We start from the raw sequence: 17718 nt of genomic DNA on the forward strand, positions 1-17718 counted from the left end.
CCTTCAGCCTGCGACAGAGGATCGTGTAGGACTAGTTCAGATTCCTCACCAGACACGTAAGCTGAGCTGATGCTTGATGTCCGCCGGCTGCGTCTCCTGCGGGACCTGGCCCGGCTCGGCACGATCGCCGCGGTCGCCGAGGCGCACACCTACACGCCGTCCGCCGTCTCGCAACAGCTCGCCGCGCTGCAACGGGACGCCGGCGTCGCGCTGATGGAACGCGCCGGCCGCCGGGTCGCCCTGACCCCGACCGGGGAGGCACTGGTCCGGCACACCGAGGTGATCCTCGCCGCCCTGGAGGCGGCCGACGCCACCCTGGCCGCCGCACGCGGGGGGCTCTCCGGCACGCTGCGCATCGGCACCTATCCCAGCGCCGTGCGTCCCGTGCTGCTGCCCGCCCTGGTCACGCTGGCCCGGGACCACCCCGCGCTGGACCTGACGGTCACCGAACTGGACCCGGTCGCCGTGCCCGCCGCACTGCGGGACCGCCGGCTCGACGTGGCCCTCGTGCACGACTACGACATCGCGCCGGTGCAACCCGATCCGGCGCTGGATTCGGCGCCGTTGCTGGACGAGACGGTCTTTCTCGCCGTACCCGCCGACCTGGAGTGCGACCTGGCCGGCGACCCGTTGCGCTCGGTACGCGACGCGGGGTGGATCGCGGGTAGCCCGGGAACCCTCTGCCACTCGCTCGCCGTGCACGCCTGCGAGCTGGCCGGCTTCCGCCCGACCGTGCGTCATCACGCTGATGACTTCGCCGCCATGCTCGCCCTGGTAGCCGCCGGCCACGGCGTCGGGCTCGTGCCCCGACTCGCGGTCGGGCAACCGCCCGCGGCCGGGGTCCGTCTGGTACCCCTCGGCTTCACCCGGCGCACCCGGATCGCGTACCGGAGGGGCGCGGCCGGCCACCCGGCGGTCGCCGCCTGCGTCGCGGCGCTTCGGTCCGTCGACGTGGGCTCGTCGACCGGCTGAACGTAACGGCAGTCGCTTGGGTCAGGGGCGTCGTACCGGTCGGACCGTCACCAGATCATCGAGACCGACGAAGTCGGTCGGGTTCGTGGTGTAGAGCGCCAGCCCGTTCGCGTACGCGATCGAGGCGATCATCAGGTCGGCAATCCGCCGACGGGTTGTCCGGCCGGTGGCGAGGACCGCACCTGTGACCATGCCGAAGGCGCGCGCCGCCTCGGCATCGAAGGGTAAGGGATCGAAGGTCGCCTCGGCGTGCTGGAGCACGCTCATCCGACGTGCTCGTTCAGTGCGATCGTCGGCGTGGTGTGGGCCTGCGGAGAGTTCGGCGAGCGTGACCGCGGAGATCACCATCTCCTCGGGCAGTTCCGCCAGGTCCAGGGCGGCCAGGTGGATGACGACGTTGGTGTCGACGAGTCCGCGGCTCGCGGCGTCACCACTCACGGCTGAACGGGTCCTGGTCGACGGATGAGTCGATGTCCTCACGGAACCTGTCGGCATCGAGGACCGGTGCGGTGGCGAACGCCGCCATGACCTCGGCGCGCGGGACGAAGGTTCTCCGGCGGAGAGGAATGAGTTTGCCGATCGGTGTGCCGTTGCGCGTGATGACGTATGACTCACCCCGCTCGACCCCGCGCATGATGGCACCGGACTCATTGCGCAGCTCGCGCTGGGTGATCTCGCGATGAGCATGCTCGGCCATGAACCCGATACTAGTCCAGGGTGCTACGAAGTGCTACGACTGGCGGTCCTACGTCGAGGGGTCGTCGGGGGTGGTGTCGTGCCAGCGGGAGCGGAAGGCGGCCTCGTGTGCCTCGTGCGTGGTGCGCTCCTGGTACACGGCGGCGTACAGGGCCCTCCGGGCGTCGGTGAAGAGCACCACTTCGGTCGCGATCAGCCCGACGCAGATGGCGGTGAGCAGGGCGAGGGCGGCCAGGCCGGGCAGGTGGGAGGCGATCGGGATGCTGCCGGCGAGCACCAGCACCGTGCCGACCCGGGTCCAGGACAGGGTGTGCAGCGTACGGAGCTGGAACAACATGTTCGCCGACAGGTAGCAGATCACCCCACCGAACAGCAGCGGTACGTCGGGACCGTGCGCCGGCTGCGTGATCGGGATCTTGGGATCGGCGATCTCGTGCACGATGCCCTCGGCCCCGAGGGCGAACAGGATGATTCCGGCGATCATCGGCAGGTAGAGGTAGGCGTAGGAGTCGCGGGCCAACGCCACCCGCGGACCGTCCTTGGCGGCGTGCAGGGCGATGCGGGCGGCCGGCCCGATCATGTCGTAGTGGGCCCACCAGAGGGCGGCGGTGAAGACGATGCCGAGGACGGCCGCCGCCACCGCCGACCAGGTCGGCGGCTGGCCGAGCAGGTTGCTGCCCACGCCGACGGAGATCACCGACTCGCCCAGGGCGATGATCAGGATCAGGTCGTAGCGCTCGGTCCAGTGCTCGGCGGAGGTGACACCCCAGCCCCAGGTGCCGACGAGGATGCCGGTGGTGTACTGCAGCAGCACGAGGGTGAGCCACAGTCCGTCCCGGGCGAGCGTGGCCGCCTCCGGATCCTCGATCACGGACGGCGCCATGGCAGCGGCCACCAGGAGCAGCGTGCTGAACACGAGTTCCGGGGAGAACCGGAGCAGTTGCCGCCGTTCGTTCGGGCTGTCGCGTACGACGTGCCAGAAGAGCAGGAAGTGCACCGCCCGGATCACCACGTAGCTGATCGCCACCACCACCGGCCCGGCCGCGCCCTCGCGCGGATCGCCGAACGCCTGTGGGAGGGCCAGCGCGAAGCAGAAGAGCGCCGCCATCCCGATGACCATCAGCACCGGCACGAAGCCGAGCCCGAGGCGGACCCGGGTGGCGACCACGCTGTGGATCACCCAGCACCACCAGAGCACGGCGAGCACGAGCATCGCGTGCAGCAGCGTCCGGCCGGTGATGTTGGCGGCGGTGGCCCGGGTGATGATGAAGAACGAGAAGACGAAGACCAGGTCGAAGAAGACCTCGAACTTGTCGACCCGTGCACCGGGGGCGATGGGGACGGCCGGCCCCAGCCGGTCCCGCCACCCCTTCCCGCCCACCCGACCACTCTCTCAGCGCCCGGAGACCGGCCGGGCCGGAATCGGCTCAGTCCCCGGGGCGGTAGCGCAGGCCGTCCATGAGCAGGTCCAGCAGCCGCCGGGCCTGGTCGCGCTGCTCGGGGCCGCCGGCGGCGAGGGAGACGCCGCTCAGGCCGGCGAGCACGTCCGCCGGGTCGACGTCGGCGCGGACCGTGCCGGCCGCCGCGCCCGCCGAGAGCAGCCGGGTCAGGGCGGCGACGAGGCGGTCGCGGCTCTGCGCGTACGGGTTGGTGCCGGCCGCGATGACCAGCCGGAGCGCGTCGGCCATGCCCCGCTTGGTGGACAGGTAGTCGATGAACCGGTCCATCCAGGCGCGGGTCGCGTCGGCCGGCGGCAGCCGCTCCAGCAGGTCCTCCGCCGCGTCGCAGAGCTTGGCCAACTCGTTGCGGTAGGCCGCCTCGACCAGCGCCTCCCGGGTGGGGAAGTGCCGGTAGAGGGTCCCGATGCCGACTCCGGCGTCCTTGGCGATGGCGTCCAGCGTTACGTCGGCCCCGGCCTGGGAAAACGCCCGGACCGCCGCGTCCAGCAGCCGCTCGCGGTTGCGCTGCGCGTCGGCGCGCAGTGGTCGGGGGGCGGGGTCGGGCACGTCTCCTCCTGGCGCTCGGCGGGCTCCGGCGGCCCGTCCCGCGACGGTACGCCGGGGCGTCTGCGGGACGCCGGCCGGGAGCAGGCCGGTTGGCAAGCGGAGGATCCTCCGGTTACGCTGGATCCGTAGCGGAGGAGCCTCCGCTTCCGATGGTAGCGGCCGGACCGGGTTCCGCCGTGCCACCTCTGACAAAGGACGGATCATGACCACCAGCACACCTGTCAGCACGCCGTTCACCGCAGAGTCCACCGCCCTCGAGGTGATCCAGGGCATCGACCTCACCGGCCGCCGGGCCGTCGTCACCGGCGGGGGATCCGGCATCGGCGTCGACACCGCCCGGGCGCTGGCGTCCGCCGGCGCCGACGTCACCATCGCCGTCCGCAACCTCGACCAGGGGCGGCGGGCCGCCGACGACATCACGCGTACGACCGGCAACGACCGGATCCTGGTCGCCCCGCTCGACCTGGCCGACCCGGCCTCCGTCGCCGCGTTCGTGGCGACCTGGGACGGTCCGCTGCACATCCTGGTCAACAACGCCGGTGTCATGGCGTCGCCGGAGATGCGGACGCAGCAGGGCTGGGAACTCCAGTTCGCCACCAACCACCTCGGCCACTTCGCGCTGGCCACCGGCCTGCACCGGGCGCTCGCCGCGGCCGGGGGAGCCCGCGTCGTCTCGGTCAGCTCGGCCGCGCACCTGCGCTCGCCGGTCGTCTTCGAGGACATCCACTTCCACGACCGGCCCTACGAGCCGTGGGCCGCGTACGGGCAGTCGAAGACCGCGAACGTGCTCTTCGCGGTCGAGGCGACCCGGCGCTGGGCGGACGACGGCATCCTCACCAACGCGCTGATGCCCGGCGCGATCCGCACCAACCTGCAGCGCCACATCACCGAGGAGGAACTGGCCCGGCTGCGCGCCGCCAGCGGCGGACCGGCGGCGCCGGCCTGGAAGACGGTCGAGCAGGGTGCCGCCACGTCCGTGCTGGTGGCCACGTCGCCGCTGCTCGACGGCGTCGGCGGTCGCTACTTCGAGGACTGCCAGGAGGCCGGCCCGAACCAGCCCGGCACCCGCACCGGGTACGCGCCGTACGCGTTGGACCCGGAGGCCGCGCAGCGGCTGTGGGAGGTCTCCGAGGAGACCCTCAAGGCGGCGTGACCCCGCGACGACGAAGGGCTCCCCGGTCACCCGGGGAGCCCTTCGTCGTGGAGCGTCAGCCCTACAGGCCCAGCTCGGCCTCGAAGTTGCCGGCCTCCAGCCGCTCCTTGACGGCGACCAGGAAGCGGGCGGCGTCCGCGCCGTCGATGAGCCGGTGGTCGTACGACAGGGCCAGGTACACCATCGACCGTACGGCGACGACCTCGCCCAGCTCCGGGTCGTTGACCACGACCGGCCGCTTGACGACGGCACCCGTACCGAGCATCGCCGACTGCGGCGACGGCACGATCGGGGTGTCGAAGAGGGCGCCCCGGCTGCCGGTGTTGGTCAGCGTGAACGTCGCACCGGCGATCTCGTCCGGGCTGATCTTGTTGGTCCGGGTGCGCTCGGCCAGGTCGGCGACCCGCTTGGCGATGCCGCCCAGGTTGAGGTCACCGGCGTTGTGGATGACCGGCACCAGGAGCCCGCGCTCGGTGTCCACGGCGATGCCGAGGTGCTCCGCGTCCGGGTAGGTGATCGTCCCGGCCGCCAGGTCCATCCGGGCGTTGACGATCGGGTACGCCTGCAGCGCCTCGACGGCGGCGAGGGCGAAGAACGGCAGGAAGGACAGCTTCACGCCGTGCCGCTGCTGGAAGGAGTCCTTCGCCTGCGCCCGCAGCTTGGCGATCTTGGTGACGTCCACCTCGATCACCGTGGTGAGCTGCGCCATCTCGTGCAGCGACTCCTGCATCCGCTTGGCGATCGCCGAGCGGATCCGGGTCAACTTCTCGGTGGTGCCCCGCTTGCCGCTCGGCGTCGGCTTGACCGCCGGCTTCGCCGGGGCCGCCGCCGCGGCCGGCTGAGCGGCCGGAGCCGGGGCGGCCTTGGCCGCGCGGGCCTTCTCCGCCGCCTCCAGCACGTCCTGCTTGCGGATCCGGCCACCCACGCCGGTGCCGTTGACGGTCGACAGGTCCACGCCGTGCTCGCCGGCGAGCTTGCGGACCAGCGGGGTCACGTACCCGGCGGCCTCCTCGCCACCGGCGGGCGCCGGCGCCGACGGGCGCTGCTGCGGCGTCGGGGCCGGCGGGGTGGCGGCCTGCTCGGCCTTCACCGGCTCGGCCGCGACCTCGGCCTCGGCGGCCGGCTCGTTGTACGACAGGCCCGGCGTCGGCTCGCTGACCTGCGGCTCCGGCTCCGGCTTCGGTTCGGGCTTCGGCTCGGGCGCCTCCGCCTTCGGCTCGGGCTTCGGCTCCGGCTTCGCCTCGGCCGGGGCGGCACCGGCCGCGCCGACGATCGCCAGGGTCGCGCCGACCTCGGCGGTCTCGTCCTCGGCGACCTTGATCTCCAGGACGGTGCCGGCGACCGGCGACGGGATCTCGGTGTCCACCTTGTCGGTGGAGACCTCCAGCAGCGGCTCGTCCACCTCGACGGTCTCGCCGACCTGCTTGAGCCAGCGGGTCACCGTACCCTCGGTGACGCTCTCGCCCAGGGCCGGCATGGTGACCGGGGTGCCCTCGCCCGACGGCGCCGGGGCGGCCTTCGGCGCCTCGGCCTGCGGGGCCTCCTCCTGCGCGACCTGCTCGGCGGTGCCCGCGGCGGCGGCCGTCGGCTCCGGCTCCGGAGCGGCCTGCCGCTGCGGGGCGGCCTCGCCGCCGCCAGCGGCGCCGCCCTCACCGTCGATCACGGCCAGCTCGCTGCCGACCTCGGCGGTCTCGTCCTCGCCGACGACGATCCGGGTCAGCACGCCGGCCGCGGGCGACGGGATCTCGGTGTCGACCTTGTCGGTCGACACCTCGAGCAGGGGCTCGTCGACCTCGACGGTGTCGCCCTCCTGCTTGAGCCAGCGCGTGACGGTGCCCTCGGTGACGCTCTCGCCGAGCCGGGGCATGGTGACCGATACCGGCATGTTCTCCAGACTCCTTCGGTTCCCCTGGTGGGATCGTCGCCCGTCGCCGGACGCCGCGGTTGTCGTGTCAGGCGTGCGCGTGCAGCGGCTTGCCGGCGAGGGCCAGGTGCGCCTCGCCCAGGGCCTCGTTCTGCGTCGGGTGGGCGTGCACGAGCTGCGCCACCTCGGCCGGGTACGCCTCCCAGTTGTAGATGAGCTGGGCCTCGCCGATCAGCTCACCGACCCGGGCGCCGACCATGTGCACGCCGACGACCGGCCCGTCCTCGACCCGCACCAGCTTCACGAAACCGGTGGTCTTGAGGATCTGGCTCTTGCCGTTGCCGCCCAGGTTGTAGTTGTAGGTCTTGATCTTGTCGGCGCCGTACTGCTCCTTGGCCTTCGCCTCGGTCAGGCCGACCGACGCCAGCTCCGGGTCGGAGTAGGTGACCCGCGGGATGCCGGCCTCGTCGATCACGGCCGGGGTCTGCCCGGCGATCTCCTCGGCGACGAAGATGCCCTGCTGGAAGCCCCGGTGGGCGAGCTGGAGGCCGGGCACGATGTCGCCGACGGCGTAGACGTTCGGCACGTTCGTGCGCAGCCGCTCGTCGGTCAGCACGTAGCCGCGGTCCATCTTCACGCCCTGCTCCTCGTACCCGAGGTTGGCGGTGTTGGGGCCGCGGCCGACGGCGACCAGCAGCAGCTCGGCCTCGACGGTGTCGCCGCCGGCGATCGTCACCTTGACGCCGTTGTCGGTCTTCTCGACCTTCTCGAACGGCTTGCCGACCTTGAAGTTGATCTTCCGCTTGCGGAAGGCCCGCTCCAGCGCCTTCGACGACTCCTCGTCCTCGGCGGCGACCAGCCGCGGCAGCGCCTCGACGATCGTGACGTCCACGCCGAAGGACTTCCACACGCTGGCGAACTCGACGCCGATCACGCCGCCGCCGAGCACGATCACCGACGACGGGACCCGGTCCAGGGTCAGGGCGTGGTCGCTCGTGATGACCCGCTCACCGTCGATCTCCAGGCCGGGCAGGCTCTTCGCGTACGAGCCGGAGGCCAGGACCACGTTGCGGCCGGTGTAGCGCTTGCCGTCGACCTCGACGGCGTTCGGCGCGACCAGCTTGCCGGCGCCGGCCACGAAGGTGATGTTCTTCGCGCCGCCCACCAGACCCTGCAGGCCCTTGTACAGCCGCGAGACGACCCCGTCCTTGTACGAGTTGACCGCCGCCATGTCGATGCCGACCAGCTCGGCCTTGACACCGAACTGCTCCGACTCGCGGGTCTGGTCGGCGATCTCCGCCGCGTGCAGCAGCGCCTTGGTCGGGATGCAACCGTTGTGCAGGCAGGTGCCGCCGAGCTTGCCCTTCTCGACCAGCGCGACGGAGAGGCCCAGCTGGGCGGCGCGCAGCGCCGTCGCGTAGCCGCCGCTGCCACCTCCGAGGATGACGATGTCGAAGGTCTGGTTCGGCTCGCTCACGTCCAACTCCCAGGTCGCGTCGCTGCATTCGGGGGGTCACAGCAGGGTAATGCGGGCACACCCCACCTCGGTCATCTTGTCACCACCGCGCTCCGCCCGCGTAACGAGGTGCCCAACGACACGTCGTCGACACGTACGCTTGGCACGGGCTTCGATGACGCGGGTTGGGGGAGACGGCCGGTGGGACTGTTCCGACGACGGAAGAAGAGGCCTGCGGTCAGCCTGGACCGCGCGGCCGACCGTGCCGATCTGGAGCACCTTGAGAATTTCGTCCGCACCCGGCAGGGTGTCGAGGCGTACATCGAGCCCCGGACGACCGTCACCGAGACCACGGTCATGCTGATCGCCAGCGACGGCGAGTGGACCCGCCGCCGCATCGACGGTCCCGACGGCGCGCGGCGCTTCGCGTACCGGATGGGCATCCCCGTGTACGACGTCCGCCTGATGGGTTACCCGCAGCGGATGCGCGACTACAACGAACGCCGCAAGCGCCGCCCCGAACTGTTCTGAGGTGGGCGTACCGAGCGCCCGGGGTGTTAGGAAGGGCCCCTTGTGCAACGCCAGGCGTTGACAAGGGGCCCTTCCTTGCGCGTCAGCCGTTGGCGGCGACGTCCTCGATCAGGTGCAGCAGGGTGCGGACCGGGACGCCGGTGCCGCCCTTGGTCCAGTAGCCGGTCGGCTCGCCGGAGTGGTAGCTCGGCCCGGCGATGTCGATGTGCGCCCACGACACGTCCGCGGTGACGAACTCGCGCAGGAACACCCCGCCCTGGAGCATGTGACCCGCCCGGTCCATGCCGGCGTTGACCTGGGAGATGTCCGCGACGTCGGAGTCCATGCCCTTGCGCACGTCGTCCGGCAGCGGCATCGGCCAGGCCGGCTCGCCGACCGCGTCGCCGGCCACCTTCACCCGGTCGCACAGCTCCGGGGTGCCCATCACGCCGGCCACCCTCTTGCCGAGGGCGATGACCTGGCCGCCGGTCAGGGTGGAGGTCTCGAAGAGGTAGTCGCAGCCGTCGGCGCAGGCGCGGGCGATCGCGTCGGCGAGGATCATCCGGCCCTCGGCGTCGGTGTTCAGCACCTCGACCCGCTTGCCGTCGAACATGGTGATCACGTCGCCCGGCCGGTACGACGTGCCCGACGGCATGTTCTCCGCCATCGGCAGGTACGCGGTCACCGGCACGGACGGCTTGAGCGCGGCGACCGCCAGCATGGCGGCGGCCACGGCGGCGGCGCCCGCCATGTCGGACTTCATCTCCCACATGCCCTGGGCGGGCTTGATCGAGATGCCGCCGGTGTCGAAGGTGATGCCCTTGCCGACCAGCGCGACCCGCTTGCCGGTGCCGCCGCCGGCCGGGGTGTAGCTGATCCGCACCAGCCGCGGCGGGGCCTCCGAGCCCTGGCCGACGGCGACGATGCCGCCGTACCCGCCCTCGCGCAGTGCCGCCTCGTCGAGAACCTCGACCGCCAGGCCGGCCTCGCGAGCGGCGGCGGCCACGGCGTCGGCGAACGCCGGCGGGCGCAGGTCGTTCGGGGCGGTGTTCACCCAGTCCCGGGTGCGGCGCACCGCGTCGGTCACCGCCTGCGCCCGGGCCACCTCGGCCGTGGCGACCGCGTCGCCCGCGTCCGGCACCGACACCAGCACCTCGGCCACCGGCTCCCGGCGGGCGGGCTGGGGGCGGGTCTTGTAGCCGGCGAACCGGTAGCCGCCGAGCAGGGCGCCCTCCGCGACCGCCCGCAGCGCCGCCGGCGCGTCGGTGTCGTCCGGCAGCGGCAGGGCCAGGGCCACCCGGGAGGCGCCCGCCAGGGACCGAACGGCCGCGCCGGCCGCCCGGCGCAGGGCCTCCGGGGCGGGGGCGGCGCCGGTCGGCTCCGGCCCGAGGCCCACCGCGGCGACCACCGGGGCGGTGACCGTGCCGAGCGTGGCGAGCTTGATCACCTCGCCGGGGCGGCCGGTCGCACCGAGCAGCGCCAGCGTCTCGGTCAGCTTTCCGTCGAAGGCCGCGGCGATGCTCTCCGCGCCGCTGGCCAGCAGCAGGGTGGCGGCGTGGCCGCTGCTGGCGGCCGGCTCGCCGGTCTGGCTGTGCACACCGATGACGATGGCGTCGACGGCGAGTTCGGCGGGGTCGGTGTCGACCAAACTCAGGGTGGTGGTGCTGGGCGGTGTCACTGAAGCTGCTCCCGGGCGGGCCGGGCCGGTCGCATCGTCGCGAACCGGCGATGAAGGTCTCCGGCGGACCGTACCCGCCGGAGGTGAGGGCTGTCCCGCCGACGGCTCCGGCGGGTCCCGCCGATGCTAACCAGCGGTTCAGGCCCCGGTAAGTTCCCACCCATGACCGACGTGACCTCCGGCGCTGCCGAGACCCGGCTCCGCCGTTCCCCGCTGCACGACCGGCACACCGCCGCCGGCGCCAAGTTCGCCCCGTTCGGCGGGTGGGAGATGCCGCTGGAGTACGCCGGCGGCGGCGTGCTCAAGGAGCACACCGCGGTGCGCACCTCGGTCGGCGTCTTCGACGTGTCCCACCTGGGCAAGGCTCGGGTGACCGGTCCCGGCGCGGCAGACTTCGTCAACGCCTGCCTGAGCAACGACCTGGGCCGCATCGGGCCGGGCCGGGCGCAGTACACGCTCTGCTGCGACGACGCCACCGGCGGCGTGGTGGACGACATCATCGCCTACCTGCACGGCGACGACCACGTCTTCCTCGTCCCGAACGCCGCGAACACCGCCGAGGTCGTGCGCCGCCTGCGCGCCGCCGCGCCGCCGTCGGTCACGGTCAGCGACGAGCACGAGGCGTACGCGGTCCTCGCCGTGCAGGGCCCGCGCTCGGCCGACCTGCTCGGCGCCCTGGGCCTGCCCACCGAGCACGGGTACATGAGCTTCTCGACCGCCACCCTCGCCGGCGCCGAGCTGACCGTCTGCCGCACCGGCTACACCGGGGAACTGGGGTACGAGCTGGTCGTGCCCGCGGGCGACGCGGTCGCCGTGTGGGACGCGCTGTTCGCCGCCGGGGAGGCGTACGAGCTGCGGGCCTGCGGCCTGGCGGCCCGGGACACGCTGCGCACCGAGATGGGGTACCCGCTGCACGGGCAGGACCTGTCGCTGGACATCACCCCGGTGCAGGCCCGCTCGGGCTGGGCGGTGGGCTGGGACAAGCCCGCCTTCTGGGGCCGGGACGCGCTGCTCGCGGAGAAGGCCGCCGGCCCCCGGCGGGCGCTGCGCGGCCTGGCGGCGGTCGACCGCGCCATCCCGCGCCCCGGCATGGCCGTGTACGTCGGCGACACCCGGGTCGGCACCATCACCAGCGGCACCTTCAGCCCGACGCGCAAGCAGGGCATCGCCCTGGCGTTGATCGACACGGCCCCCAACCTGACGGACGACACCGAGGTCGAGGTGGACATCCGTGGCCGCCGCGCGTCGATGCGCCTGACCCGCCCCCCGTTCGTGAACCCCTCGGTCCGCTGACACCGATCCCCGTTGATCATGGAGTTGGCGGGTGATTTGGAGATCAACTCGCCCGCTAACTCCATGATCACGCTGGTCGGGTGGGGTGGGGGTGGGGGTTAGAGGGGTGGGGTGGGGCGTTCGCCGGCGTCCAGGACGGCCTGGGTCCAGCCGCCCTCGATGACGCCGGTGCCGTCGAGGACCGCCCAGTCGACCACGTCGGTCGCCTCCACCACCACCGGGGAGCCGATCCGGACGGTCGGGTCGGTGTTCGCGTCGCTGGCGCTCGCACCCTCGATCCGCTCCGGCACGGCCCAGGAGGTCACCCCGGCCCAGACGTACTCGGGGCCGTCGTCACCCGACAGCCCGTACTTGACCACGAGCTGCGTCTCCGGCGGTAGCTGCCCGGCGAGGAACCGCGCCCGGATGTCGCCCAGCGAGGCGCGGGCGGTGGCGACCGCACGGCTCATCGCGTCCCCGGGCCGCGCGTACCGCACGTCCGGCTGGATGCCGTTGAAGAGCGTGGCGCAGGCGGCGGCGTAGTAGCGACCGTCCGGGCCGGGGTGCCCGGCGGGCGGGCGCAGGCTGAGGAACGAGTCGGCCTCCGGGTCGGTCGCCGGGTCCAGTTCCAGCCGGAGCAGCACCGGCGCGGTCGCCCCGTGCTGCTCCGGGTTGCCGTACGCCACCGCGATGTCGTGCCCGGTGACGGTGGCCAGCACCGGCAACTGCACGAACGCCGGCACCTCCTCGCCGGCCAGGCCGTCCGTCCAGTCCCGCAGCAGCCGGCGCGCCGCCCCGGTCATCACCGCGCCCCACGCCCTGGTGAGATGGTCGGGCACCCCCTGCGCCTGAAGCTCCAGCAGGCCGAAGCGCCGCAGCCCCTTCGTGGTGAACCACAGCCCCTCGGCGTCCGACGAGTACGGCACCAGCACCCAGTCGACCAGCCGGATCCGCCCCTGCGCGTCCGGCAGCGACCGCAGCGCGGTCGCCGGGTCCAGGAACTGGAGCCCGAAGACGTCCACCACGTCGCCGCCGACCGTGTCGGCGACCGCGGCGGCCACCGCCCGGGCCGCCCACTCGTGCGCCGGCGGCCACCCCGGCCGGTACTCGGCCTGCACCACCACCAGGTGGGTCGCCGCCGCCAGCCGGGCCAGCTGCGCCTCGGTCGCGCCGAACGCCGTCAGCAGGTCCGGCGGCAGCTCGGGGAACTCGTCGACCGGCCGGGTGTCCACGCTCATCAGCGGGCTGTCCAGCATCTGCCGCGCGAGCCCGTGCACCGGCTCGGCCAGCCGCCCGGCGAGCCGCTGCACCGCCGTCTTCGTGCCCACCGCCGGCAACCCGGCCATCGGCACCAGGTAGGTCGCGCTCAGCGACTCGGGGACCGGTACCGGCAGGAAGTCGTCCGTGATGAGCATGTCGTCCCCCGGGATGGCCGCGCCGGTGCTGTCGCCCCGAACGCTACCCGCCGGGCGGGGCCGAACTCAGCCGGACAACACCAGTCCCAGGTAGGTCAGCGTGGTGACCACCTCCACCGTCGCGCCCAGCACGTCGCCGGTGACGCCGCCGAGGCGGCGTACCACGTGCCGCAGCAGCCCCACCGCGACGGCGAGGGCGACGGCGACGGCGAGCGGCCCCTGCCACGGCCGGCCCGGCACGGCCGCGACCGCCACCAGCCCGACGGCGGCCGCGCCGGCGGCCAGCGCGAGCGGCCCGACGGTGCCGGCGACCAGCGCGCCCAGGCCCTCCGGCCGGGCCGCGGGCACCCCGCGCCGGCAGGCCACCGCGACCCCGAGCCGGCCGGCGGCGGTCGCGGTCACCACCGCCGCCAGCACCGCGGGCCCCGACCGCCCGGCCAGGTCCGCGAGCGCCGCCGCCTGCACGAGGAGTACGACCACCAGCGCGACCACCCCGAACGGGCCCACGTCCGGCTTCTTCATGATCTCCAGCGCGGCCGCTCCCCGCCGGTACGACCCGAGCGCGTCCACGGTGTCGGCCAGCCCGTCGAGGTGCAGGCCCCGGGTGAGCAGCGCGCCGGCGGCGACCGTGACGCCGGCCGCCACCAGCGGCGGCGCGAGCGCGCCGACGAGCAGCAGCACCCCGGCGAGGGCGGCGCCGAGCAGCGCGCCGACGGCGGGAGCGAGCGCCATCGCGGTGCCCGCGACCGCCCGGTCGATCCGGCCGGCGCGCACCGGCAGCGTGGTGAACGTGGTCAGCGCCAGCCGCACCCCGGCGGCGAGCCGCGAGTCAGCCGGCACGCCAGCCGGACGGATCCAGGGACGCGGCCCGCGGCTCGGTGGTGGTCGGCCCTGGCCCCGCCGGTTCCGGCTCGTGGACGTCCGGCTCGGTCGTGGTCGGCCCCGGCCCCGCCGGTTCCGGCTCGTGGAAGTCCGGCTCCTCGGCGTCGGGTTCCCCGGTCTCCGGCTCGGTCTCGTCCGGGACGCCGCCGCCCAGCGCCGGGTGCGCCGGCAGCGCGGCGGCCAGCCCGAGCACCGAACGCAGCAGCGGCAGCGCCACCAGCGCGTTCGCGCCCTCGCCCAGGTCCAGCCGCAGGTCGAGCAGCGGGGTCAGGCCGAGCACGTCGGCGGCCAGCCGTACCGCCGGGTGCCCGCCGTGGTCGGCGAGCAGGCACCAGTGCCGGGCCTGACCGGCCAGGTCCCGGCTGACCAGGCCGGCGGCCACGCCGACCGGCCCGTCGAGCAGCACCGGCAGCCGCCGCGCGGTCGCGCCGAGCAGCACGCCGGTGGCCACGGCGATGTCGCCGCCGCCCAACTCGGCCAGGATGTCCTTGGCGCCGCGCGGCGAGTGCCGGCTGCGGTGCAGGGCGTCCCGGACGGCAGCGCAGCGGACCATCCAGGAGGCGTCGTCGTACTCGCCCGCGTCGGTGAGGACCCGGCCGAGCACGGTGGGCGGTTCGGCGCCGGCCGTGGCGGCCAGCACCGCCGCGGCCGCCGCCTCGGTGCCGGCGCCGCACGCGCCCAGCACCAGCAGCCGTACGCCGTCGTCGGCGGCCTGCTCGGCCAGCCGCCAGCCCTGGCGCAGCGCCGACTCGACCTGGTCGAGGGCCAGCGCCGGCTCGACCTCGATCGGGCCGGCGGTCGGCGCGTCCACCACCTGGAGGCTGGCGCCGGACTCCGCGGCCAGCCGCGCGAGGGCTCCCCGGCCGGCCCGGGCGTCCTGGGCGCGGCGGGTGGAGTCGCCCGGGACCGTGCCGGCGGCGGCGCCACCCGCGTGGTCGCCGTGCACCAGCAGTGCCCGCACCGGGCCCCAGGGCACCGGTGTCGGGGTGCCCTGCGTCGCGGCGGCGAAGCCGACCACCCGGTCGAGCACGCCGAACCCGGCGCCGGGCACGTCCAGGGTGGCGAGCCGGTCCACGGCCTGCGGCCCCGCGTACTCGTCGGGCATGGGCAGTTCCATGCCCGGCTGGATGACCAGGCCGGTGGCGACCATCGGCAGCGCCATCGTCGGGGCCGCCCAGGCGGTGCCGCCGTCGTCGGCGGGTCCCGCCGGGGCGGTCGGGGTCAGCACCTCGGGCAGCGCCGCCGGCTCCCCGCGCGGCGTCACCTCGGTCTCGTCGGTCGGCTCGCCGGCCCCGCCGTCCAGCGTGGGGGCGCCCGCCGCTCCCACGGTGACGCTCGGCGGCGGTCCGGGGGCCGCCGGCGCGGCCGGCTTCAGCCAGGCCGGCTGGCCGGCGACCACCAGGACGACCGCGTCGCAGGCGTCGGCGACCGCGCGGTTGGCCGCGCCGAGCGCGTCGGTGAAGGCCCGGCCGAGGGTGGTGGTCGGCACCAGGGAGAGCCCGACCTCCGGGCTGACCACCACCAGCCGGGCCCGGCAGGAACGCACCGCCTCGGCCAGTTCGGCGACGGTGGCGGTGTCGTCGGCCGGCTGGTGGGCCGGATCGAGCAGGACGGTCACCCAGCCGCCCAGGTCGTCGACGAGCAGCGTCTCGTGCGACCCGGCGGCGGAGATCACGTCCGCCAGCCGACGCGGGTCCCCGGCCGTCTCCTCGGTGGTCCAGGTCTCCGGGCGGCGGGCCCGGTGGGCCGCCAACCGCGCCGCCCACTCCTCGTCGTCGCCGGCGTCGGCGGCGGTGGCCACGTAGCGGACCAGCGGCGCGTCGGCGACCAGGGACTCGGCGAACTCGGACTTGCCGGACCGGATACCGCCGAGCACCAGGACCGTGTTCCACCCGTCAACGGACATGCCCGTACCTTAAGGCCGCCCGGTGTCCCGCCGCCCTCCGGCCCGTACGCCGCCGGCCGGTCCGCGCGACCTCATCCGCAGTGTTCGAAACCGCTGCCGTAGCTGGCGCCGCCGGTCGACCCGCCCCACTTGACGCAGACCCCGGCGGCCTTGGCGCGGACCGGGCCGGCGTAGTACGCGAACGACCCGCTGTCGGTGCTGCGCGCCCGCCCCTGCACCTCCAGCCAGGCCGACGCGGCGGTGGCCGTGCCCACGGCGCTGTCCTTGAGCGTCACCACGCAGTTGGTGCCGGTGCCGTTGTGGTACAGCAGGTAGACGCGCCCCGTCCGGGTGCCGCCGGCGGTCAGCGGGGCGGAGTCGATCACCTGGTAGCCGCTGCCGCACACCTCGCCCGCGGTGTACGGGTTGGGTTTCGGGGGAGCGGCGGTGGCGGTGGCTGGCCCCGGGCGCGGCGACGTGGCGGTGGCGGTACCCGCGTCCGACGGCGCGGGCGCCGGAGCCGCCGAGGCGGGGGCCGAGGTGCGGCCCGCCGACGGGGTGGCGGCGGTGGCCGGACGCCCGGTGCCGGTCGGGGCCGCCGCGCTGGGCGTCGGGCTCCCGGGGTTGATCCCGCCCACGGAGGCGGCGGCGGCCGGGGTGGCGCGGTCCCTGTCAGGGGCGGTGCTGCTTCCGTCGGTGAGCAGCGCCGCGGCTGTGACGGCGCCGACGGTCACGACGGCGACCGCGACGGCCGCGCCGACGAGGGCGGCCCGCCGGCCGGGCCGCCGGGCGGCGGGCTCCTCCCGGGTGGGCGACGACGTCGGGTCGGTCTGGTGGGCGGACGGCTGCCCCGGCGGCGTGGACGGCCCCGAGCCGTCCGGGCCCCTGCCGTCCGGCGCGGCGGCGGCAGCGGGGATCGGCGGGACCGGCGCGGCGGTGGACGGCGGGACCGGTGCGGCGGTGGACGGCGGGACCGGTGCGGCGGAGAATCCCGGCGGGCCGGCGGCGGGCGACGCTCCGGCGACCGCCCACGGTGGACGGGCCGAGTCCGGGACCACCGCCAGGGTCGCCTCCCTCGCCGCGCTGGCGGCGTCGGCCAGCGCCGCCGCGTCGGGCCAGCGGTCGGCCGGGCGCTTCGCCATGGCGCGCTCCACCACGGCGACGACCCCCGCCGGGGTCTCCGGGGGCAGCGGCGCGGGCTCGTCCTGCAGGTGGCGCAGGGCCACCTGCAACGGGTTGTCCCCGTCGAACGGTGGCCGGCCGGCGAGGCAGGCGTACGCCACGGCGCCGAGGGCGTAGACGTCCGTCGCGGGGGAGACCGGCTGGTTCGCGGCCTGCTCGGGGGACATGTACGAGGCGGTGCCGAGCACCATGTTCGCGGCGGTGAGGCCGGCCGTGGTGCCGGAGCGGGCGATGCCGAAGTCGACGAGCACCACGCGGCCGTCCCGCTTCACCAGCAGGTTCCCCGGCTTGACGTCGCGGTGGACGATGCCGGCGACGTGCGCGGCGTGCAGCGCGTCGGCGGCCTGCGCCACCACGGACATGGTCGAGGCCGGGTCGAGCCGCCCCGCCCGGCGTAGCCAGGTGCCGAGCGGCTCGCCGTCGACGTACTCCATCACCAGGTAGTCGACCGCGGAGCCGTCGCCGAGGGTGGCCCGCCCGACGTCGTGCACCGCGACCACGCCGGGGTGGCGCAGCGCCGCCAGCATCCGGGCCTCGGAGCGGAACCGGGTGGTGAACTCCGGGTCCTCGGTCAGCGCCGGGAGCAGCACCTTCACCGCCACCACGCGTTCCAGTGCGACGTCGGTGCACCGCCAGACCGCCCCCATGCCGCCGGTTGCCACCCGCTCGTCCAACCGGTACCGGCCGCTGAGCGTCACACCTCGAGTCAGCACCGGGTCACGGTACCGGCCGGCCCCCGCGGGGCGA

General features: G+C 74.5%; 15 protein-coding genes. 4 read left to right on the forward strand and 11 right to left on the reverse strand.

The features are described 5' to 3' along the window. The first annotated feature begins 69 nt into the window (after positions 1–69). Complete coding sequence (locus GKC29_RS12415; RefSeq protein ID WP_155330970.1) at positions 70–972, forward strand: LysR family transcriptional regulator; 903 nt, start codon at positions 70–72, stop codon at positions 970–972. Between the two features lie 21 nt (positions 973–993). On the opposite strand, the gene GKC29_RS12420 is transcribed toward GKC29_RS12415, so the two are convergent. Genes GKC29_RS12420 through GKC29_RS12435 form a run of 4 tightly spaced genes read right to left on the reverse strand, consistent with a single transcriptional unit; the run spans position 994 to position 3674 of the window. Next, positions 994–1410, reverse strand: coding sequence for a type II toxin-antitoxin system VapC family toxin (locus tag GKC29_RS12420; protein WP_230689012.1), 417 nt, complete (start codon positions 1408–1410; stop codon positions 994–996). After that, entirely contained in the window at positions 1400–1669 is a 270-nt protein-coding gene (locus tag GKC29_RS12425; protein WP_155330972.1) for a type II toxin-antitoxin system Phd/YefM family antitoxin, read from the reverse strand. Before GKC29_RS12425 ends, GKC29_RS12420 begins: the two co-directional genes overlap by 11 nt. A 48-nt stretch (positions 1670–1717) precedes the next feature. After that, positions 1718–3049 (reverse strand): low temperature requirement protein A, encoded by a 1332-nt coding sequence (locus GKC29_RS12430; RefSeq protein WP_155330973.1) that lies wholly within the window; start codon positions 3047–3049, stop codon positions 1718–1720. 46 nt (positions 3050–3095) lie between these two features. Further along, positions 3096–3674 carry a TetR/AcrR family transcriptional regulator gene (locus tag GKC29_RS12435; protein ID WP_155330974.1) on the reverse strand — a complete coding sequence of 193 codons (579 nt, stop codon included), beginning with the start codon at positions 3672–3674 and terminating at the stop codon, positions 3096–3098. Between the two features lie 202 nt (positions 3675–3876). Here GKC29_RS12435 and GKC29_RS12440 point away from each other — a divergent pair, with 202 nt between their 5' ends. Then, the gene (locus GKC29_RS12440) at positions 3877–4827 is read left to right on the forward strand and encodes an SDR family NAD(P)-dependent oxidoreductase (RefSeq protein WP_155330975.1); all 951 of its coding nucleotides are present in this window, start codon (positions 3877–3879) and stop codon (positions 4825–4827) included. A gap of 61 nt (positions 4828–4888) precedes the next feature. On the opposite strand, the gene sucB is transcribed toward GKC29_RS12440, so the two are convergent. Next, on the reverse strand, positions 4889–6712 hold the full coding sequence (gene sucB / locus GKC29_RS12445) for a 2-oxoglutarate dehydrogenase, E2 component, dihydrolipoamide succinyltransferase (RefSeq protein WP_155330976.1): 1824 nt from the start codon (positions 6710–6712) through the stop codon (positions 4889–4891). 67 nt (positions 6713–6779) lie between these two features. Beyond that, complete coding sequence (lpdA, locus tag GKC29_RS12450) at positions 6780–8168, reverse strand: dihydrolipoyl dehydrogenase (RefSeq protein WP_155330977.1); 1389 nt, start codon at positions 8166–8168, stop codon at positions 6780–6782. 180 nt (positions 8169–8348) lie between these two features. Here lpdA and GKC29_RS12455 point away from each other — a divergent pair, with 180 nt between their 5' ends. Then, on the forward strand, positions 8349–8678 hold the full coding sequence (locus GKC29_RS12455; protein ID WP_155330978.1) for a hypothetical protein: 330 nt from the start codon (positions 8349–8351) through the stop codon (positions 8676–8678). 82 nt (positions 8679–8760) lie between these two features. On the opposite strand, the gene GKC29_RS12460 is transcribed toward GKC29_RS12455, so the two are convergent. Then, positions 8761–10335, reverse strand: a complete 1575-nt coding sequence (locus GKC29_RS12460) for a leucyl aminopeptidase (protein WP_155330979.1) — start codon at positions 10333–10335, stop codon at positions 8761–8763. Positions 10336–10497: 162 nt separating this feature from the next. Here GKC29_RS12460 and gcvT point away from each other — a divergent pair, with 162 nt between their 5' ends. Next, on the forward strand, positions 10498–11628 hold the full coding sequence (gene gcvT, locus GKC29_RS12465; RefSeq protein ID WP_155330980.1) for a glycine cleavage system aminomethyltransferase GcvT: 1131 nt from the start codon (positions 10498–10500) through the stop codon (positions 11626–11628). Between the two features lie 98 nt (positions 11629–11726). Here the strand turns inward: gcvT and GKC29_RS12470 are convergent, their stop codons facing one another. The 4 genes from GKC29_RS12470 to GKC29_RS12485 all read right to left on the reverse strand — a co-directional run bounded on the left by GKC29_RS12470 (position 11727) and on the right by GKC29_RS12485 (position 17684). Beyond that, positions 11727–13022, reverse strand: a complete 1296-nt coding sequence (locus tag GKC29_RS12470; protein ID WP_155330981.1) for a DUF2314 domain-containing protein — start codon at positions 13020–13022, stop codon at positions 11727–11729. Positions 13023–13088: 66 nt separating this feature from the next. After that, positions 13089–13862 (reverse strand): adenosylcobinamide-GDP ribazoletransferase, encoded by a 774-nt coding sequence (locus GKC29_RS12475; RefSeq protein WP_155330982.1) that lies wholly within the window; start codon positions 13860–13862, stop codon positions 13089–13091. Beyond that, positions 13852–15810 carry a bifunctional adenosylcobinamide kinase/adenosylcobinamide-phosphate guanylyltransferase gene (locus GKC29_RS12480; protein WP_155330983.1) on the reverse strand — a complete coding sequence of 653 codons (1959 nt, stop codon included), beginning with the start codon at positions 15808–15810 and terminating at the stop codon, positions 13852–13854. The genes GKC29_RS12475 and GKC29_RS12480 overlap by 11 nt, the downstream gene beginning before the upstream one ends. 71 nt (positions 15811–15881) lie before the next feature. Then, positions 15882–17684, reverse strand: coding sequence for a serine/threonine-protein kinase (locus tag GKC29_RS12485; RefSeq protein WP_155330984.1), 1803 nt, complete (start codon positions 17682–17684; stop codon positions 15882–15884). Between the last annotated feature and the right edge of the window lie 34 nt (positions 17685–17718).

This window comes from Micromonospora sp. WMMC415 (assembly GCF_009707425.1).
GTDB lineage: Bacteria > Actinomycetota > Actinomycetes > Mycobacteriales > Micromonosporaceae > Micromonospora.

Coding starts and splice junctions, on each gene's coding strand:
- GKC29_RS12415 (WP_155330970.1), top strand. CDS start 70: ATGCTTGATGTCCGCCGGCTGCGTCTCCTGCGGGACCTGGCCCGGCTC.
- GKC29_RS12425 (WP_155330972.1), bottom strand. CDS start 1,669: ATGGCCGAGCATGCTCATCGCGAGATCACCCAGCGCGAGCTGCGCAAT.
- GKC29_RS12440 (WP_155330975.1), top strand. CDS start 3,877: ATGACCACCAGCACACCTGTCAGCACGCCGTTCACCGCAGAGTCCACC.
- sucB (WP_155330976.1), bottom strand. CDS start 6,712: ATGCCGGTATCGGTCACCATGCCCCGGCTCGGCGAGAGCGTCACCGAG.
- gcvT (WP_155330980.1), top strand. CDS start 10,498: ATGACCGACGTGACCTCCGGCGCTGCCGAGACCCGGCTCCGCCGTTCC.
- GKC29_RS12470 (WP_155330981.1), bottom strand. CDS start 13,022: ATGCTCATCACGGACGACTTCCTGCCGGTACCGGTCCCCGAGTCGCTG.
- GKC29_RS12480 (WP_155330983.1), bottom strand. CDS start 15,810: ATGTCCGTTGACGGGTGGAACACGGTCCTGGTGCTCGGCGGTATCCGG.